Consider the following 19368-nt stretch of genomic DNA (forward strand, 5'->3'; position numbering starts at 1 on the left):
ACCCACAGAGGATTTGAAGATCGCTATGGCATTCACGTACTCCGCCGGATCCCTGGTGAAGGCCCGTGGCCGCGAGTGGGTGGTACTCCCCGAGAGCGAGCCCGACCTGCTCGTCCTGCGCCCGCTCGGCGGCTCCGACGACGACATCGCGGCCGTGTTCCCCTTCGAGCCCGTCGAGGAGGCCCGCTTCGCCCCGCCGGAGCCGGCCGACCTCGGCGACCAGCGGGCGGCGGGCCTGCTGCGCACGGCCCTGCGGGTGGGCTTCCGCTCGGGCGCGGGCCCGTTCCGCTCGCTGGCCAGCATCGCGGTGGAGCCGCGCGCGTACCAGCTCGTACCGCTGCTGATGGCCCTGCGCCAGAAGACCGTCCGCATGCTGATCTCCGACGACGTCGGTATCGGCAAGACCATCGAGGCGGGCCTGATCGCGAGCGAGCTGCTGGCACAGGGCGAGGCGAGCGGCCTGGCCGTGCTCTGCTCCCCGGCCCTGGCCGAGCAGTGGCAGCAGGAGCTGCGCGGCAAGTTCGGCATCGACGCGGAGCTGGTGCTGTCGTCGACGGTGTCGCGCCTGGAGCGGGGCCTGGACCTCGGCCAGTCCCTCTTCGACCGCTACCCCAACGTGATCGTCTCCACGGACTTCATCAAGTCCACCCGCCACCGCGACGACTTCGTACGCCACTGCCCCGACCTGGTGATCGTCGACGAGGCCCACACGTGCGTGGCGGCCGACGACACCTCGGCGAGCGCCCAGAGCCAGCTCCGCTACGAGCTGCTGCGCCGGGTGGCGCAGGACGCCGAGCGCCATCTGCTCCTGGTGACGGCGACCCCGCACAGCGGCAAGGAGTCGGCGTTCCGGAACCTCCTCGGGCTGGTCAAGCCGGACCTGGCGCACGTGAACCTGGAGTCGGAGACGGGCCGGAAGCTGCTCGCCCAGCACTTCGTGGCCCGTAAGCGGGCGGACGTACGCCAGTACCTCACGAAGGAGGACGGCCTGGCGGACGACTCCCTCGCCGAACGCACCGCCTTCCCCTCGGACCGTTTCTTCAAGGACGAGACGTACAAGCTGTCCCCCGAGTACCGGGCCCTGCTGGACGACGCGATCGCCTACGCGAGCGAGCGCGTCGAGGAGGCGGGCGGCCAGGGCAAGCGTGAGGCCCGTATCGCCTGGTGGTCGGCGATCGCTCTGCTGCGCTCGCTGGTGTCGTCCCCGGCGGCCGCCGCGCAGACCCTCACCACCCGTTCGGCGGCGGCGATCGCGGCGTCGGCGGAGGAGGCCGACAAGCTGGGCGCCCCGCTGAACAGCGACGCGGCGGACAGCGACGCGCTGGAAGGCATGGACGTGGCTCCGGGCGCGGAGACGGACGAGGGCTCGGCGAAGTCACAGCTCGCCGAACTGGCCGAACTGGCCGCACAGTTGAAGGGCCCGGAGAAGGATCTCAAGCTGAAGGCGCTCATCAAGCACCTCAAGGCGCTGCTGGCCGACGGCTACAACCCGATCGTCTTCTGCCGCTACATCCCGACGGCCAAGTACCTGGCCGAGCAGCTCGCGAACGACCCGGAGACCAAGAAGCGCGGCCCCCTGGGGGCGAAGACGGTCGTCAAGGCGGTCACCGGCGAGCTGTCGCCGCAGCAGCGCATCGAGCGGATCGAGGCGCTGGCGGCGGAGGCCGGCGAGGACGCGGCGGCCCGCCGGGTCCTGATCGCCACGGACTGCCTCTCGGAGGGCGTCAACCTCCAGCACTACTTCGACGCCGTCGTCCACTACGACCTTGCCTGGAACCCCACGCGCCACGACCAGCGCGAGGGCCGCGTCGACCGCTACGGCCAGCGCCGCGACGAGGTCCGCGTCATCACCCTCTACGGCGACGACAACGGCATCGACGGCAAGGTCCTGGAGGTGCTGATCAAGAAGCACCGCCAGATCAAGAAGGACCTCGGCATCTCCGTCTCCGTCCCCGACGAGCTGTCGACGGGCGTGACGGACGCGATCGTGGAGTGGCTGCTGATGCGCGGCCGGGAGAACGAGGACGCGCTGTTCAGCGCGGACGCGTTCAAGGTGAGCACGGCGAAGCTGGACAGCGACTGGAACTCGGCGGCGGAACGCGAGCGGCAGTCCCGCTCCCGGTTCGCCCAGCGTTCCATCCACCCGGAGGAGGTGGCCCGCGAGGTCGCGTCAATCCGGGAGGCGCTGGGCGGGGCGGGGGAGATCCGGACGTTCGTACGCGAGGCGCTGGGCGCGCTGGGCGCGGTACTGCGGGGCGCCGACGGTGGTGGCCGCGAGTCCGGGGACTTCACCGCCCAGGTCGGCGGCACTCCCGCGGGCCTGCGGGACGCGCTGGCGCCGGTGGTGGGCGCGGAGGTCGTGGAGAAGGACCGCGAGATCCCGTTCCGCGGCGACCCGGCGGTGGCACGCGGCGAGGCGGCCCTGGTCCGCACGGACCCGGTGGTCGGCGCCCTCGCGTCCCACGTCCTCAACGCCGCGCTGGACACCCAGGCAGAGGGCGCCCGCCCGGCCCGCCGCTGCGGCGTCATCACGACGGACGCGGTCAGCACGAGGACGACCCTGCTGCTGGTCCGCTACCGCTTCCACCTCACGCTGCCGTCCCGGAGCGGCGAACGGCAACTGGTGGCAGAGGACGCCCGCCTGCTGGCCTTCGAGGGCGCCCCGAAGAACGGCGCGTGGCTGACACCGGAGCAGGCGGCGGCCCTGCTGAAGGCGACGGCGTCGGAGAACACCGACCCGCACTTCGGGGAGCGCACGATGACCCGCATCCTCGGTCAACTGTCGGATGCGAATGGGTACTTGGAGTCGTACGGCGATGAGCTGGCCGCCGAACTGGACGCGGCCCACCGCCGCGTGCGGGCCGCCTCCGGCGAGATCGTCCGAGGCCTGTCGGTCACCGCCCAGAAGCCCGCCGACATCCTCGGCGCCTACGTCTACCTGCCCGCCGCCGCTTCTGCTTCTGTTCCGGTTGGAGTGTCCGCCTGATGTCCGCCACCACCCGCAACCAGGTGTTCACCGCCGTCCACACGGTCGGGGGGCTGCTGCCGGCTGACATGCTGGTACGGATCTCCGAGGGCAAGGACGTCCCCGGTTCCAAGCCCGCCGACTACGGACTGCCGTCGTCCCGTTCGGTGCGCGACGAGGCCGAGCGCAGCTGGGAGTACCTCAAGCCGCTGTGGCGCGAGCTGCGCAAGCGCCTGCCGGAGGACCGGGAGACGGGCGTACCGGCGAGCGACCCCACCGGGCTCGCGGAGAACGACTGGCTGACCCCGCTCTGGCGGGAACTGGGCTTCGGCCGCCTCACGCACATCGGTGCGGCAGGCATCACCGCCGACTCCGACGCGGAGAAGAAGTTCCCGGTCTCCCACCGCTGGCACCACGCCCTCATCCACCAGGCGGCCTGGAACGCCGAGCTGGACAAGCGGCCGGGCGGCGCCGGCACGGTCCCGCCCCAGTCGATGCTCCAGGAGTGCCTGAACCGCACTGAGGCCCACCTGTGGGGCGTCCTGACCAACGGCCGCCAGGTCCGCCTGCTCCGGGACTCCAGCGCGCTCGCCACGGCGTCGTACGTCGAGTTCGACCTCGAAGCGATCTTCGACGGCGAGCTGTTCAGCGAGTTCGTGCTGCTGTACCGACTGCTGCACGCGTCGCGTTTCGAGGTGGTGGAGGGGGCGGCGCCGTCGTCCTGCTGGCTGGAGAAGTGGCGCACTGAGGCCATCGCCTCGGGCACGCGCGCCCTGGACCAGCTCCGCAAGGGCGTCCAGCAGGCGATCACCGCGCTGGGCACGGGCTTCCTCCGGCACCCGGAGAACACGGCGCTGCGGGAGGACGTCCGCCCGAAGCCGCTGCAGGCCGCCCTGCTGCGCATGGTGTACCGCCTGCTCTTCGTCTTCGTCGCCGAGGACCGCGACGCGCTGCTGTCGCCGGGGGCGGACGGTATCGCGCGCGAGAGGTATGAGACGTACTTCTCGTCGGCGAGGCTGCGGGCGCATGCGCGGAAGCGCCGGGGCACGGCGCACGGTGACCTGTACGAGGCCCTGCGGATCGTCCTCACGGCACTCGGCGACGAGAAAGGCCGCCCCGAGCTTGGCCTGCCCGGCCTCGGCGGCCTGTTCAACGACACGGAGGCTGACGCCCCGTTGCGCGACCTGAGGCTCTCCAACGAGGCCCTGCTGACGGCCGTACGGCACCTCTCCCAGGTCCGCGACGGCAGCTCGGGCCGCTGGCGGGCGGTGGACTACCGGCACCTGGACGCGGAGGAACTGGGCTCGGTCTACGAGTCCCTGCTGGAGCTGGAGCCGAAGTACAGCGCGGCCGAGCGTACGTTCACGCTTGTCGAGGTGGCGGGCAACACCCGTAAGACGACGGGCAGTTACTACACACCGTCCTCGCTGATCGAATGCCTGCTGAACTCCACGCTGGACCCGGTGATCGAGGATGCCGTGCGGCGCGGTGAGGAGGCGGCGGCGCGATCGGGCGCGGCCGATCCGGCCGATGCGATCGTCAAGGAGCTGCTGTCTTTGACGGTTTGCGACCCGGCGTGCGGCTCCGGACACTTCCTGGTGGCGGCGGCCCGCCGCATCGCCAAGCAGGTCGCGGCGGTCCGGGAACGCAACCCGGAGCCGACGCTGGACGCGGTGCGCCACGCCTTGCACGAGGTCGTCGCCCGCTGCATCTACGGCGTAGACCTCAACCCCATGGCCGTGGACTTGGCCAAGGTGTCCTTGTGGCTGGAGGCGCTGGAGCCGGGCAAGCCGTTGAGCTTCCTGGACGCGCATGTGAAGCACGGCAACGGCTTGATCGGCGCCACGCCCAAGCTGCTCCGCGACGGCATCCCCGACGAGGCGTTCATCGCGACCGAGGGCGACGACAAGAAGCACGCGAAGGCCCTGGAGAAGATCAACCAGCAGGAGCGGGTGGGCCAGGGCAGCCTGTTCGACCTGGGCGGGGAGGCGGTCAGCGTCACCAACACCGTGTTCGCCAGCGGCCTGCGCTCCATCACGCTGGCCCAGGCGGAGGAACTGACCGACGTCCGCCGGCAGGAGGACGCGTACGAGAAGTGGACCGGCTCGTCGAACTACCGGCGGGCGCTGCGGGTCGCTGACGCGTGGTGTGCGGCGTTCGTGTGGCTGAAGACGCCGGAGGCGCCGAGGCCGGTGACGTACGCGGTGTTCAAGGCGCTGGAGGATCCGAGCGGCCAGGGTGTGGCCGAGGAATCCAAGACAGAGATCAGGCGGCTGCGTAAGCAGTTCTCTTTCTTCCACTGGCACTTGGAGTTCCCCGAGGTGTTCTCGGTGCCGGAGGACGGCCGGGGTGTGTCGCCGGACACCGGTTGGGCGGGGGGCTTCGACTGTGTCGTGGGGAACCCGCCGTGGGACAGCGTCGACTTCCGCGAACAGGAGTTCTTTGCGCAGCGTGCGCCCGAGATCGCGGAAGCATCGAGGACTGCCGTACGGAAGAAGATGATCGAGGCGCTCAAGAACTCGCCCGAAACGCTTCCGCTGTACGAGGAGTTCGAGGCGGGCAAGCGAAAGGTGTACGCCGAGAGCCACTTCCTGCGGCGGTCGGGCCGGGTCCCGCTGACGGGGCAGGGGAATCTCAACACGTACGCGGTCTTCACGGAGACGGATCGCATACTGCTCGGACCCACGGGACGGGCGGGGGTGATCGTTCCGACGGGAATCGCGACGGACGCACGGACGCAGCACTTCTCCGGGGATCTGGTACGGCGTGGGGCGATTGCGGCGCTGTACGACTTCGAGAACGCAGCGCCCCTCTTCCCTGGCGTGCACCGCTCGTTCAAGTTCAGCATCCTGTCCATGGTCGGCCGTTCCCTGCGCGAACCGGCGGCTCGATTCGCCTTCTTCCTCCACGACCCGGCTGAACTGGATGACCCGGACAAGGCGTTTACGCTGACGCCGGACGAGATTGCGCTGCTCAATCCCAACACGGGCACGCTTCCCGTGTTCAGGTCCAGGCGGGATGCTGAGATCACGCTGGGCATGTACCAGCGGCTGCCTGTGCTGTGGGAAGAGGGCACACCGGACGGCAACCCATGGGGGATGTTGTTCTCACAAGGATTGCTCAATATGGGCCACGACTCAGCTCTCTTGCACCTGCGCGAGGAACTCGAAGGCTCCGGCTGGACGCTCGAAGGCAACATCTTCGCCAAGGGCCGCGCGCGGATGCTGCCCCTCTACGAGGCAAAGATGCTGCACCACTACGACCACCGGTGGGCCACGTACGACGACGCAGGTGACACTCGGGCGCTGTCGCTGGACGAGAAGAACGACGGTAACGCCGTTGTCCTGCCACGCTATTGGGTGGCCGAGGAGGACACACCGTCCGGTAAGTTCGACAAGGACGGCGAAAACGTTCTCATCCCCGGCGTCCAAAAGCGCCTCGCAGAGAAGTCCTGGCCCCACGGATTCCTACTCGGGTGGCGGGACATCTGTCGCGCCACGGATGAACGAAGCATGATCAGCGCGCTGATGCCACCTGTAGGGGTCGGCCATAAATTCCTACTGGCGTTCTGTCGCGCGCCCGAAATCCTCGGAGCTGTGTGGTCTTCCTTCGCCCTGGACTACGCGGCACGACAGAGCATCGGCGGCACATCTATGAGCTTCTTCATCGTGAAGCAGCTCCCTGTCCCTACCCCCACCCAACTCTCCGCCCATGCCCCCTTCATCGTCCCCCGAATCCTTGAACTCACTTACACCGCAGGCGATATGGCAGGCCTAGCTACCTACCTCGGCGACACGGGCGCGCCGTATCAGTGGGACGAACAGCGCCGTCAGCACATCCGCGCCGAACTCGACGCCCTCTTCTTCCACCTCTACGGTGTATCCCGCGAAGACGTCGACTACATCCTCGACACCTTCCCCATCGTGCGCCGCAAGGACGAGGCCAAATACGGCACGTACCGCACAAAAGAACTGATCCTCGCAGAGTACGACCGCATGGCCGCCGCCGGCCTCACCCTGGAGAACCCGCTCGTCGAAGGTGAGAACTACACCTCCACCCTCACCCCACCCCCGGGCCACGGCCCCCGTCACCCCGCCTGACCGCTCGCCCCGGAGACAGGAGCGCCAACGGACCATGAGCAACCCGCAACAGCAGCCATCTGAGTACGAACTCAACGCATGGCGTGCCATCCAGCAGTTCAAGGGACGCCCGCTGTCACGGGCGATGAGTAACGCCGGCGAGCAGGTGGCGAACGGCGTCTCGGCGCTCGGCAAGCGTGCCGCGAAGCAACTGGAGAACCACCCCAGGGCGAAGTCGGCGCTTTCGCGTGGACAGGACATCGTCGCCAAGGGCGCTCAGAAGGTCGGCGCCGGGGCGCGCGGAGCCGCCGACGCCCTGCCGGACTGGAGTGGCACTGCCTTTCAGTCCGTACGCCAGACGGTGGGGCGCGTCTCGCGAGCAGGACTCTCCTCCAAACGCGTGGTGGCGCTGCACACGAAGCGCGGGCACGACGTCGCGTCGCTCTCCGACCTGCGCCGCCTCGACCTCAAGCAGATCGACGCTGTCCGTGGGCGCGGGGCGAGCTGGTACTACCCGGCCGTCGCCGCGCTTTCGGGAGCGGGCGCGGGGCTGGTGATCTCCGGAGGAGAGTTCGTCATCGCCGCCTCGGCCGGTGCCGCGTCAGCGCCTTCGGGAGGTGCGATCGCGGGCGCATTCGCCGCCGATACCGCGGCCGTCCTCGGACTCGCGTCCCGCGCCGTCGGCCATGTCTCACTGTTCTACGGCTACGACCCCGAAGAGCCTGTCGAGAAGCTTTTCGTGATGTCTGTCGTCAACGTCGGGACGGCGAGTTCGGCCACCGCCAAAAACGCCGCGATGGCCGACATCTCGCGGCTCACCCAAGCGCTCTTCCGCGGCAAGGCGTGGGACGTCCTGAACGACGCGTTTGTCACCAAGGTCTCCCAGCAGTTCGCGAAGGCCTTCAGCTTCCGCCTCACCAAGAAGGGGCTCGGCAAGGCCGTACCCGCGTTCGGGATCGTCATGGGAGGCGCCTTCAACTGGACCACCCTGGAGGGAGTCGTCGACGCCGCCGACATGGCATACCGGCGGCGGTTCCTCCTGGAGAAGTACCCGCATCTCGCTGACGATGAGGCATCCGTGTCGTTCCCCGACACCGACCCGGACGTCCCGGACGACGCCGACGAAGCGATCAGCCTGCTCGACGAGATAGCCGAGGCGGGCGGACCCGACCTCCACTGACTCGGTGTCCCGGCGGTGGAACTCACCATGTGACCGCCGGAACGAACATGATTCAGGCCGCCACCGCAAGCCCCACGAACCGCGAACACTCCTCACGTCACCGTAAGGATTGGGCGCAGTACGGCGCGCACCCCACCAGGGAACTGATCCTCGCCGAGTACGACCGCGTGACCGCTGTCCGCCTCACCCTGGTGATCCCGCCGTCGAAAGTGAGAACTACACCTCTCCCGCGCACCCCACTCCCGGCCACGGGCCCCGCCACCCCGAAAGCCGATCCACAGCCTCTCCAAGTAGCAACCAGGCGGCCGGTCAGCGTTGACCGACCGTGTCGAAGGGACCGCCGATGGAACCTCGCGGCTACCGCATGGTCGTGTCGACCCTGCAGGACTACGTGACCACCTCCGCCCTCACCGAACGCCAGCTGTACGCCTGGCTGGAACAGAAGCGCTACGACACGTCCGCGCTGGACGAGGGCCGCAACGACATAGCCGCGAACGTCACGCTCGACCGTGACTCGGCATCAGGCCTCCGTGGTGCCTACACCCGCTGGCGCATGCGCGAGACTCCGTCCCCGCAAGTCGGGACCTGGCAGTCCACGCTCACCATCCGACGGGACCATCGGGACACCGAGGACCGCACCTGGCTGCAGGTTGACATCGAGCACATGCCGCTGTCTCCCGACAGGCCGCCGACCCGCGCCAACACGCCCGGTATCGCACGCCTCCTCCTCGATTCCCTCGACGCCAGGGACGGCCTCGCCGAGGTGAAGGCGAAGCCCACCTTCATCGAGCCGGAGGACGTCCAGGAGGTCATCGAGGAACTCTGCGACGAGCAGCGCCGCCTCCCCGTCGTCGTCGCCACCGTCCCATATGGTGCCGACGCCGACAGCTACGCCGAATCCACAGTGGAGACCGCCTGCAAGTACCTCCCCGGCCTCGCCATCCTTTACGTTCTCTCGCCCGAGGCCCAGCCCGCCTTCAACAGGGCTCTCGAATTCCACCCTGTGTTCGGCGGTGGCATCCGCACCTACCTCCCCGGCATAGACCCTGCCTGGAAACCGGACGCCCAACGCCACCCGGTGATGTCACGGCGAACCCTTGAGGCGGACCTACACCGAGCCGCAAAAACCCTCGCTCTCCTCCCTCAACGCCTAGCATTGCGGCAGCAGTTGCCCGGCGCGCTCGCATCGCTGCCCATCCAGCGAACCAGGCCGCGTCAGCAAGCCCACGGTTCCGACCTCGACAAGCTGACCGTCGAGAACAAGACCCTAAACGCACTCCTTGATGAGGCCGAACATATCGAGGCGACCCGGACGCAGGAGATCAGCGGACTCAACGCGGACCTGGAGAAGGCGGACCGTGCCGCAGATGAACTCCGCGGCGAGAACGAGGAGTTGTACGAGCAGTTCCAGGCCGTCCAGCGCCGCGCCCGCTTCCTGCAGGAACAGCTCAGAAACGCCGGCGAGTTCGGAGCCGCCAACGCCGAGCCCCCGGCTCCCGACATCGTCTACCCGGAAACCTTCTCCGACCTGCTCGACCGCCTCGGCGAACTCCCGCACCTCTCCTTCACCGGCAAGCAGAAGACCACCCGCGACCTCGACAGCCAGTCGGTGGACAACTGGCTCCACGTCGCCTGGGACGCTCTCCTCGCCCTGAACCACTTCGCCAAGGCCTCGGCGGACGGTACCGCGAGCGGCGACTTCCTCAGCTGGTGCAAGAGCGAGAAGTCACACGCCTACCCGTTCCCGGCGGCCAAGGTCGCGATGCGAGAGTCGGACACCGTCGCCCGCAAGGACAAGCTCCGTCGGGAACGCATGCTTCCCGTTCCCACGTCGGTGGACCCCGCCGGCGAGGTCTTCATGCAGGCGCACCTGCGCATCGGCTCGGGCAACACCATCGCTCCGCGCCTGCACTTCTACGACGACGGACCGGCGACAGGCCTTGTGTACGTGGGGTACCTCGGCCCGCACCTGCGCAACACCCTGACCTGACGGGCGCGGTAGGGATCAGGCCTCGGTCACGAACCCACGAATGCCACGAACTCCGTCCAGTGATCTCGCCCCACGGCGAAGTGCGGGCGCGCCACATCCTTGGAGTCCCGGACGCATATGGCCTGTTCGGTGACGGCGATCTCAATGCAGTCGTCACCCGAGCTGCCGCTGTAACTGGACTTGAACCAGACGAGTTCCGTCGTGCTCATAGCTCTCCTCGCAGTCGCTCCAGCAGACCCCGCGAGTCTTGGGGGTTCAGGGCCTGCGAGCGCAGTGTGTCATAGCGCTGCTGGAGGAGGCGCACCTCTTTACGGTCGGAGATCAACCGACCGTTCTCCTGACCTTCGGAGTACGCCAGCCGTCGCCCTTCCGGCGTCTCCAACAGCCGTACCGGACCGTCCATGCAGGCATGGAACTCGATCTCGGTCGGCATGACTTGGAGCATCACGTTGGGGGGTGCCGTCAGCTCCCACAGAAGGTCCAACTGCCCCCGCTGCACGTCACGACCCCCCAGCCTGCGCCGGAAGACGGACTCCTCCACGATGAAGTGAAACGGCACCGTCGGCCGATCGTGCAGCATCCGCTGCCGCTCCAGTCGCGCCTCGATCTGGGCCTCCATCTGCTCCTCGGTCAGCAGCGGCAGCCGGTTCTCGAACAGGGCCCGCGCGTACCCCTCCGACTGCAACAACCCCGGCATCAACCGGCACTCGTACGTGTACAGACTCACCGCCACCCGCTCCAGCCGAGCCCACTGCCGGAACCAAGCTGCAAGCCCCACATCCCCCCGCCCCCGCGTCACGTACTTCGACGACTTCCGTAAGGCCCCGGTGTTCCCCAGCAGCTCTTCGGACCGCTCGACATACGCCTCGTCGGCCAGCCGCCGCCCCAACTCCACAGAGGCCACCGTGTGTTTGGAGTACCGCACCAGCTCCGCGAACTCGGCCCTGCTGTACCCCGCGTGCTCGCGCAGCGCCTGGGCCACCGCCCCGAACGTCCGCAGACTGTCCGACGGGTCGGGCTCACGATCCGGCTCGCCGCCGGTCGACTCCCTGTCGCCGCCATCGGCCATGATGTCGATGCCGCCCGTCATACACGGCCACCTCCCGTTCCGTACACGCACTGTCCGTTAGCCCCACGCCGACAGTCCTCAGAGTGGCGGAAGTCCCCGCGCACCGTCCACAGAGCGTGTTCGTACGCTGACCCAGCGTACGAATCGCACTCCTTGAGTGCCCCTCGCAAGGCCCCGAAGATTTCCGGACCACCAGGGCCCGGTGCACGCAGCCTGTGGGCTCCTCAGAGCCTGGGGCAGCGGCAGGCCGGGCAACTGTGGGTGCCGTAGATGCTGCCCGCCGTCGTACACGTGCAGGGTGAAGGTCTCCGGCCCCGGAGCGCCGGCCGCGTCGCAGTCGTCCAGGACCCGCTCAACCCGCTTCCACAGCCGTACCGGTCCGCCCTCACGCACGGCCGAGCCCCTCCGTCAGGGGGCAGGAATGGCGGCGGAACCGGTGACGACGTTCACCAAGTGCGCCGCTTCGCCGACGGCGGCCATCGCGCATCGGGGCACCGTACTTTGGGCGAGGAACCGCACGTGGAACACCTCTTCGGTCGCCGCCGTGATCCGTGCCGGGCCACGCGAGACCCTACGGCCCTTCTCAGGCAGGCGTCCGCGCGGGCGCGAACGTCACGGCGCCGAGCAGCAGTCGACCCCCGGCGGTGCCGTCCTCACGAGCGTGAGCAGGACACGGGCGTATCTGACGGCTTCCCCTGAGCCGACAAGCGGTCGCAAACCTTTTCCGAACCCGGCGGCGAGCTGAGCAAAAGGCCACCGCACCGCGGGGCCGGGGGACAGGGACGAACCACACCTGTAACTCGTAGAGTTCTCACATGACTGACGACCTCAACGTTGTGCTCGACCGCCTCGACGCATGGCTGGAGGAAAACGCACCCGCTGACCATGCCGCCCTGAACTCACCGGCCATGCGGGAGGACATCGAGGCCATCGCCGACCGTCGGTTCCCTCTGCACCCCGATCTGGTGGCGTGGCTGGAACGTCACAACGGCGTCACGGCCACGAAGGGGCACGACGGCCCCGGCGTCATTCTCCCCGAAGGGTTTATATTGCACGACGCGACGGGAATGCGTGCAGGTCAACGAGCCCTGGAAGAAGCGATTGCGGAGTGGGTCGACGAGAACGAGTCGGAAGATCCCGACTTGCGTGATATCTATGACGGGATGTATGGATACGCCTTCCACGTCCGATGGGTTCCGATTGCCACGGACATCACCGGAGGCAAGCTCATCGTCGATCACCGTGACGGAGAACGGTTCGGAAACGTGCTCTACGGCCTGCAAGCCGGGGACACGGAGGGCCCGGTGAAGGTGTGGGACAGCCTGTCGCACATGTTCCAGGATCTCCTCGTCGCCCTGACCGAGGGGACGGAAATCCGCCTGCCCGGCTATGCCGATCCGGTAACACCTCGTCTCTCCGGCAGCGATGACCACGCCTTCGTAAGGTGGGAGTAGTAGAGGGCGGTGGTCCGAAGCGCGGACGCCTCGGACCACCGCCCTGCCAAGCGGATCAGGAATTACGGGGTGACCACGCAGATCTCGTCGGGACGGCAGCCCTCCACTGACGGCGCCTTGATGTAGAAAGCGTCATTGTCGGCCATGCGTGCCTTCGTATAGAAGGCTGAGAGGCCCCGACCCGCGGCCTCGTTCTGTTTCGCCGACATCGAAGCCCGGCCACAGACTTCCTTCCACGTCGGCGGCGGGTATCCTCCGTCCGGGTACAAGCGCCACTTCCCGTCGCTGTCGCTCTTCTGGGCGTACAGCTGGACGCACTCATCTCCGTTGGTTACGGACTGGCCACCGCTCTCCTTCGTCGCGGCGAACGGAAACTCGTCACACTGCCTGCCGTCGGGACTGTTCGTCGTCGCCTCGGGTGTCGCCTCGGTGTTGGGCGTGTACGACGTGGGACACACCTTCCGCCTGTTTGACGTCTGAACCACCTGGTTCCTCTCCCGGTGAAGCGGTGTCCCGTGTTCCTCGCTGCCCGGGTGCGACGGCAACTCCTCCCTCAGCAGCCAGTAGTAGGCGGCAGCAGCGGGGTACTTAGCGGTGTTCATGGTGAACGTCGGAATGTGCTTGGCGAAGATGCAACCGGTTGAGTTCGGGACTGATACCCCGTTGTCGCAGCGGACCTGATCAAACAGGGATACCTCTGGCTTGTCGACCGGAACGAGGCCCTTCCATTCTGGGCTGTCGGCCTTGAAGCTCAGATACACTCCACGATCGAACTCCTGGGACGTGCCGGCTGTCGGCGTGTTCCACGTGTTCGCCTTCGTCGCACTGGCCCAGTGGTTGTCAACCACGCTGGCCCACGTCGCGTTACTCCAGTTCGTCGTGTATGTCGTGTCGCAGTCAGGGGTACACGGGGTATCCCAGTAGTCCACTGATACGGCGCCGAGAACGGCATCCATATCAACGGGAACGATCGACATGCGTTCCGTGAACGTCGCCGAGTTCGTCGTCTTGGTTTCGACGAACACGTTGAATGCGGCGGAAGCGGTCTCCACGGTTCCGTCGGGGTCCTTCTTCGTCCAGTGGACCACCGTGGTGAACGCCAGGCACCCCTCACGGCGTTCGATCGTGTAGGTCTGTGTCAGTCCTACCTGAGCGCACCATGTGACCAGGGTCGTGGAGGGAACACTGACGGCAGGGGTGACTCCCACCGTTGTCGTCGGCTTGGCCAACGGCCTGAAAGTGACGCATTGACGACCCTGACCATTTTCCAGGCTCCCAGAGCACGAATCGTCCCCTGTGAGCGAGCGGAACAGCGGATTGGACTCCAGACCCACGGGGGTGGGCTGCTTCTGCTGGTCGTCATCGACGAAGTCGACGTCCGGTGCGTTGTCGTCCGGATCAGGTAGTTCCAGACCTGCAATCCGGCCCCCGGGCACGTCGAAGTCGCCGGGAACGAAGGCGACTGCACCCCAGGCTATGTCCTTGTCTGCGGTTCCATTGCTGGTGGTGTTCGAAAGCCTTACCTCGGGGGTCATGCCGTTGAACCGGAAAGCGCCGAGGGGGACCCACTTGTTGGACGAGTTCGCGGACTGATCGATCGTCACCTTCTCAATGCCCAGGGCGGTGACGACCTCGTAGACCGCTCCCTGGCTCTGCGCTCCCGTATCCGGGATGTTCACGTAGACCATGGCCTGGTTCTTGTCGAGAGGCCCGCTCAGCTTCCATGAGCCGTCGACGGTCATCTTGCCATGCTCCCCGCCCAGTTGATCGGGGGAACGTTCATGGGCATACCAGAAGTGGCCGTCGTAGCCGCCACCGATCTGGTGCAGGTCGGCCTTCGCGGCGTACTGCCCCAGCCCCGGCCCGGTCGCGTTCGGGTCGGGATAGAAGGTGAACTGAAACGAGCCGTCTGTCGCCGTCGTTCCGCAGTCGCTCCAGGTGTCGGTTCCCGCCGGAACGGACTCGACGGCCTTCGCCCCCGAGGGGGCGCCGGAGCACACGGGCGTGCCGTACTGCAGGCGGTAGCCGCGGCCGGGCTCACTGACCAGGGTCAGGTACTTGATGTGCTCGAAGCCGCAGCTGGTGGCGCAGTCCGACTTCCACGTGACGTTGGATTCGTGCCACCAGTATTGGGCGTAGCAGGCGGCGTCGGGGCAGTCGGGCGGGTTGGCCGCGTCGCAGTTGTTCTTGGTGTTGCAGAACGCGTCGAGCGGCGGTGAGATGTGTGCCCGGCGGTACTTCCCGCTGGCCGGGTCGATGACGCTCCCGGTGGTGCCGTTCCAGGTGGCAGGGTAGAAGCCGGCGGAGGAGAAGCCGGACTCGCCGGGCCAGTCCTGGCGGCCCGAGGTGGCATAGGAGTGGCCTGTGTCCTGCGACCAGGCGGCCCACCCCATCACCTTTTCCTCGTAGGGCCAATTCTGGGGATGCGCGGCGTCCCTGGCGGCCAGCGGGTCGAGGTCGGTGTTCAGGAAGGCAAGCCGGGAGGCGGGATAGACGGGGTTGGCGGGGTTGTTGTACCAGCCCAGGCCCCAGTTGCCGTTGGTTCCGGCGTCCGCCTTCTTGTTGAAGCCGAGGTTGTAGTTCCACACGGCGGTGAACCAGTTCTCGGGCTTGGCCGGGTCGTCGTTGTTGACGGCGATTGTCTGGCCGGACTGGTGAACTTCGTTCCACTTGTCGGCGAGGATGTAAAGGGAGGCCGCGATGTTGGTGGTGTAGTCGATGGCGATCGCGCGCTGCGTGCTGACCGGGCGGGAGGTCTCGCCCGGCTTCTCGTATCCGGCCTTGCGCATGCCGTCGGTGACCTGGCCGACACCGTAGCCGCAGTCGGACTTGTCCCAGTGGATGGTCCAGAAGTCGTCGAGGGTTCCCCCGGTCTGATGGCCGTAGTAGCCGTCGACGGCCGCGAGCGGGCTGCCCATCTGGCCTGGAATGGCACCGGATTCGGCCTGCCACAGGTTGGACTCCTGCGCGAGGACGCCCAGTTCGACCTGGGCGGGTATGCGCTGTCCGCTGCCGGTGTTCAGCGTAGGGGCGGGAAACAGGCCCTGGGGATCGATGGTGGAGAGCCCCGTCTGCGAGCGCCAGCCGCCCTGAGTGAGGTAGCCGGAGCGCAGATCGTTCCGGACGGCCATGTCCACGGCCCATTCGACCTGGTTCGGTGTCGGCTGCAGAGCCTGGGTCTTGACGTCGTTGCGGGGCACGGAGCACCAGGCATCGGTGTCGACCGGGTCGTGTGCCCTGGCATCGTCGTCGGCCGTGGTCAGCATGCTCATCGTGGACAGCTGCGGCTTCGGGGAGCCGGTCAGTGCTGGTGACGGCGTACCGCCTGCAGTGGCGCCGGGTTCGGCGATCTGCTGTTTCGTGTGCCGGCCCGTGCTCGCAACCGTGCCCGTGATGGTCAGAGCATGGCTGCTGTGGCCCGTCGTCGTCTCGGCCGCGGGTTCCTTGGTCGCGGTGCCGGTGAAGTCGCGACCGGCGTTCTTGACGTTGTCGACGCCCGCCCGCACGGCCGGGGAGACGACCGGGTCGACGGCGAGGCGCCCGCGGGTGGAGAGTTCCGCGTCGGGTGAGACGTTCAGTGCCTTGATGCCGCCGGCCGCGTAGTTCTTGCCGTGGCGGGCCTTTCCTATGAGGTAGACAGTGCCGTCGGTGCCCTGGCGCATGTTCATCGCGGTGAGTTTGCCGCTCGCGACGGTCGTCTTCTTGCCGTGCGCGTAGGTCTGTATGTTGGCGTCGGTGTCGCCGGTGCGGTCGATGTAGTTGACCGTGCCGTCACCGGTCACATGGATGTCGTACGGAGCGTGTTTCGTGGCGGCGAGCTGGATTGTCCTGCCCTTGCGGTCGACGTGCACGAGTCGGTTCCCGGCGGCGGCGACTACACCGTCCCTGGTGGGGACGGCGGAGGTTATCTCACCCGTGGCGGTCGTGTCCGCGACCGTGGTGCCCTTGGTGTTGACGGTGATCAGGCGCGTCTTGGTGTCGCGCAGCGCGGTGAAGACGGCGGTGTGCGTGACCGGGCTGCACGTGGGATCGAAGTAGGCCAGGGACGCGGTGAACGGCAGCTTGGTGACGCTGGCGTTGTCGAGGTTGACGATCGCGGTGAACGCGCCGCCCATCATCAGGTCCGGCTTGTTGGTGAAGGTGCGGGGCGCGTAGACGACAGCCGCGTGGTGGTCGTCCATGACGCAACTGTTGCCGATCCAGGTGTCGGCCGGCAGTTGGGGCTCGCTCAGCACGGCAGCCGTCTTCCAGCTGTAGCCGTTCCTGCTGTCGGCAACTAAGAGATGGAGGCCGTCGCTGTCGGCGACGGCGGTCACGGCCCGGTCTGCGGAGGTTTTCCAGCCTCTTCCGAGAACGGTGTCACGATCCTTCAGGGGGACCGCCGACACGGGTTCCTTCTCTGGTGTGACGGCCTGTTTCTGCGCCGACTTGTTCGGTAAGTTCGGTATAGCCGCCTGTGCGGCGTTCGTGGTGAAGGTGGAAGCGATCAACGCGGTTGCTGCGGCGATAACCAGTGCGGATGACTGTCCCCTCCTCCTTCTTCTTCCCAGTGATGCAGAGCGCATGATCTACCGGTTTGTCCTTCCAGTAAGTGGTCAGCACAGCTGTTGCAGTTGTTGGCTTCAGCGGAATGGACGGGTGGTCACAGCGCCGTGCGTCCACTGCCACCTGTCCGGCGTCCGAGCCAGGCGTCCCTGCGGCCGATCCGGGTCCGGGGAAGCCCTGACCAGCACCGTCAGTAGGTATCCAGCGCGCCGATGTGTATCTTCGATTGCTGCGGAATGGGTCCGCGATGTGGTCCGCCTGCAGTACTGGCCTGGCTTTTGACGCCGTGGGTGGACATGCCTTCGATGCGAAACTTGTTTGGGGCGAACTCGGTCGACACCGTCGCCGATGCTGACATCGATGTTGGAACGGACCGCTCTGCCAACGCAGTTGAAAACCGTGAGGGTCGTGAACACGCCGTCGCCCTCGAACATGGCATCCACTTCCGCCCGCCTTGCCGTAGCACAAGACCCTGGTCTTACCGTGCTGCGAGAACGAGACTGTCGGCTCCGACGCCTGCGACGGCTCCCTGGATGCAGCCGAGGGCAATGACGCACTCGGCTGCCTGGGCTCCTTGACCGATTGCGGAACTACAAAGTGGAGCGCCCGTGGCAGCCCACACCAGGTGCGAGGCGCTCATGACGAGTCATTGGGCGTTGCCGAACGGGTCGCCCTTGACGACTTTCAAGCTGATCTTCGAACCCTTCGCCGCCTCCTTGAGGCCGGAGGCTGTGATGTCCACCTTGGTCGGCCACGTGGTTCCCGGCCAAACACCGTCGGCCTTCGCGGTCACAGAGAAGGGGGATGTCTGCTGGCCGCCCGCGACCGTCACGGTGACTGTGTAAGTCATCCGTTTGTCGCCAGTGTTCTGAATGGTCAGCGGTACGACGACCCTTCCCGACTCCAAACGCGGCGTGTACGCGACGACCTCGCCCCCCGCTGCTGCGGCCGCGGCCTTGCCGAACCCGTAGTCACCGGGGCCCGGGACAGCGGTTTTCGTCGGGCTGACGGGATCTCCACTGGGGGCGGCGGCCGCGCGCTGGGCAGCTGCCTTCTGCGCTGCCTTGCTGAGGTTGTCAGCTGTGCCCGACGGCTTGGGTGCTGCCCCGGCAGCTACCGAGGACCGGAGAGAGGAGGAGCCGTCGGGCTGGTGGCTCGTCTGGGTACCGCAGGCAGTCACAGTAAGTGGTGCCACTGCCAGGACTATTAACAGGAAGTGCGCGGAGGCCCGGTTCTTTCCGGGCAGATGGTCAGTCACAGCTGAACATATACTCGGACGTGAAGTTGATGTACAAACTGCTGGAGCTCTGGCCCATTTTCGCTGTCACGGGCGCACAGACAGAGCTGGCGACGTTGACGGGGCCGGCGTACTCGCTGAAGCTCCCGGAGTCCGTGTCGCAACCGGTACCGTCCACCTTGCACACATGAAGATACATGTACTGCGACTTCCCGACGTTGTTGTCGAGGATGGCGCACCCCTTGCCGGCGTTCTCGTAGGAGTACAGCGTTGCCAGCCGCAGACTGGGGTCCACATCCTGAGGAAGAGCAACAGCTCGGAACAGCGTGTAACCGGATCCGCAGACGGTAGCCGCCGCGACTGCGGCTTGTGGGTCGGCCCGGACAAGGGCCCGTGTGGTCGCGTCGGCTCTCTGCGAGACCGAGACGGCGGGTTGGCCGACGGCCACCGCCTGCGGCGCGGCCATCGCGCCTAAGGCCAGGACCGCAGCAGCCGTGACAGCGCGCAGGCTTGCTCTCAGCTTCGACATGCGTGAAACCCCCCTTGGAAAGCACGTCACAGGTGGGTAGATGGCGCCTTTCCAGCACCCACCGCTGGCAGCGCGATCCAAGCCGGTTGCGGAGTGCCGGGAGAGGAGCCATCGCCCCACCAATCCGCTCACACGTTCGGAACGCCGACGCCAAGGTAGTCACGGCGTGGAGATTTTCACAGGGATTAACCGTGAGCCGACGACCGCATGACCGAAAGCCATTGACTAAAGAAAAAACCAAGCGAAAGTCGAGGTACGGCATATAAACCACACATGAGTAATGTATAGCCAAATGGATAGTCAAGTAACAGTAGGGTTAG

Annotated in this window: 11 protein-coding genes; 5 read left to right on the forward strand and 6 right to left on the reverse strand. The window is 66.9% G+C overall.

Annotation, left to right across the window (positions count from 1 at the left end):
- Positions 1 to 25: 25 nt before the first annotated feature.
- The 4 genes from AB0472_RS36250 to AB0472_RS36265 all read left to right on the forward strand — a co-directional run bounded on the left by AB0472_RS36250 (position 26) and on the right by AB0472_RS36265 (position 10214).
- Positions 26 to 2986, forward strand: coding sequence for a helicase-related protein (locus AB0472_RS36250; protein ID WP_366363031.1), 2961 nt, complete (start codon positions 26 to 28; stop codon positions 2984 to 2986).
- Positions 2986 to 7065: a DNA methyltransferase gene (locus AB0472_RS36255; protein ID WP_366363032.1), complete on the forward strand. Its 4080-nt coding sequence runs from the start codon at positions 2986 to 2988 to the stop codon at positions 7063 to 7065. Before AB0472_RS36250 ends, AB0472_RS36255 begins: the two co-directional genes overlap by 1 nt.
- A 34-nt stretch (positions 7066 to 7099) precedes the next feature.
- Positions 7100 to 8224, forward strand: a complete 1125-nt coding sequence (locus AB0472_RS36260; RefSeq protein ID WP_366363034.1) for an EcsC family protein — start codon at positions 7100 to 7102, stop codon at positions 8222 to 8224.
- A gap of 343 nt (positions 8225 to 8567) precedes the next feature.
- The gene (locus tag AB0472_RS36265; RefSeq protein ID WP_366363036.1) at positions 8568 to 10214 is read left to right on the forward strand and encodes a hypothetical protein; all 1647 of its coding nucleotides are present in this window, start codon (positions 8568 to 8570) and stop codon (positions 10212 to 10214) included.
- A 26-nt stretch (positions 10215 to 10240) separates the two neighbouring features.
- On the opposite strand, the gene AB0472_RS36270 is transcribed toward AB0472_RS36265, so the two are convergent.
- Positions 10241 to 10423: a DUF397 domain-containing protein gene (locus AB0472_RS36270; protein ID WP_366363038.1), complete on the reverse strand. Its 183-nt coding sequence runs from the start codon at positions 10421 to 10423 to the stop codon at positions 10241 to 10243.
- On the reverse strand, positions 10420 to 11304 hold the full coding sequence (locus tag AB0472_RS36275; RefSeq protein WP_366363040.1) for a helix-turn-helix transcriptional regulator: 885 nt from the start codon (positions 11302 to 11304) through the stop codon (positions 10420 to 10422). The genes AB0472_RS36270 and AB0472_RS36275 overlap by 4 nt, the downstream gene beginning before the upstream one ends.
- Before the next feature lie 794 nt (positions 11305 to 12098).
- Between AB0472_RS36275 and AB0472_RS36280 the strand changes: the two genes are divergently transcribed.
- Positions 12099 to 12737, forward strand: coding sequence for an SMI1/KNR4 family protein (locus AB0472_RS36280; RefSeq protein ID WP_366363042.1), 639 nt, complete (start codon positions 12099 to 12101; stop codon positions 12735 to 12737).
- Positions 12738 to 12799: 62 nt separating this feature from the next.
- On the opposite strand, the gene AB0472_RS36285 is transcribed toward AB0472_RS36280, so the two are convergent.
- The 4 genes from AB0472_RS36285 to AB0472_RS36300 all read right to left on the reverse strand — a co-directional run bounded on the left by AB0472_RS36285 (position 12800) and on the right by AB0472_RS36300 (position 19048).
- Positions 12800 to 17302, reverse strand: a complete 4503-nt coding sequence (locus tag AB0472_RS36285; protein ID WP_366363044.1) for a Tat pathway signal protein — start codon at positions 17300 to 17302, stop codon at positions 12800 to 12802.
- Between the two features lie 170 nt (positions 17303 to 17472).
- Positions 17473 to 17622, reverse strand: coding sequence for a hypothetical protein (locus AB0472_RS36290; protein WP_366363046.1), 150 nt, complete (start codon positions 17620 to 17622; stop codon positions 17473 to 17475).
- A 306-nt stretch (positions 17623 to 17928) separates the two neighbouring features.
- Positions 17929 to 18540 carry a hypothetical protein gene (locus tag AB0472_RS36295; RefSeq protein ID WP_362714137.1) on the reverse strand — a complete coding sequence of 204 codons (612 nt, stop codon included), beginning with the start codon at positions 18538 to 18540 and terminating at the stop codon, positions 17929 to 17931.
- Positions 18533 to 19048 (reverse strand): hypothetical protein, encoded by a 516-nt coding sequence (locus AB0472_RS36300; RefSeq protein ID WP_362714139.1) that lies wholly within the window; start codon positions 19046 to 19048, stop codon positions 18533 to 18535. Before AB0472_RS36300 ends, AB0472_RS36295 begins: the two co-directional genes overlap by 8 nt.
- Between the last annotated feature and the right edge of the window lie 320 nt (positions 19049 to 19368).

The sequence above is a fragment of the Streptomyces sp. NPDC086777 genome, assembly GCF_040702065.1.
Taxonomy (GTDB): domain Bacteria; phylum Actinomycetota; class Actinomycetes; order Streptomycetales; family Streptomycetaceae; genus Streptomyces.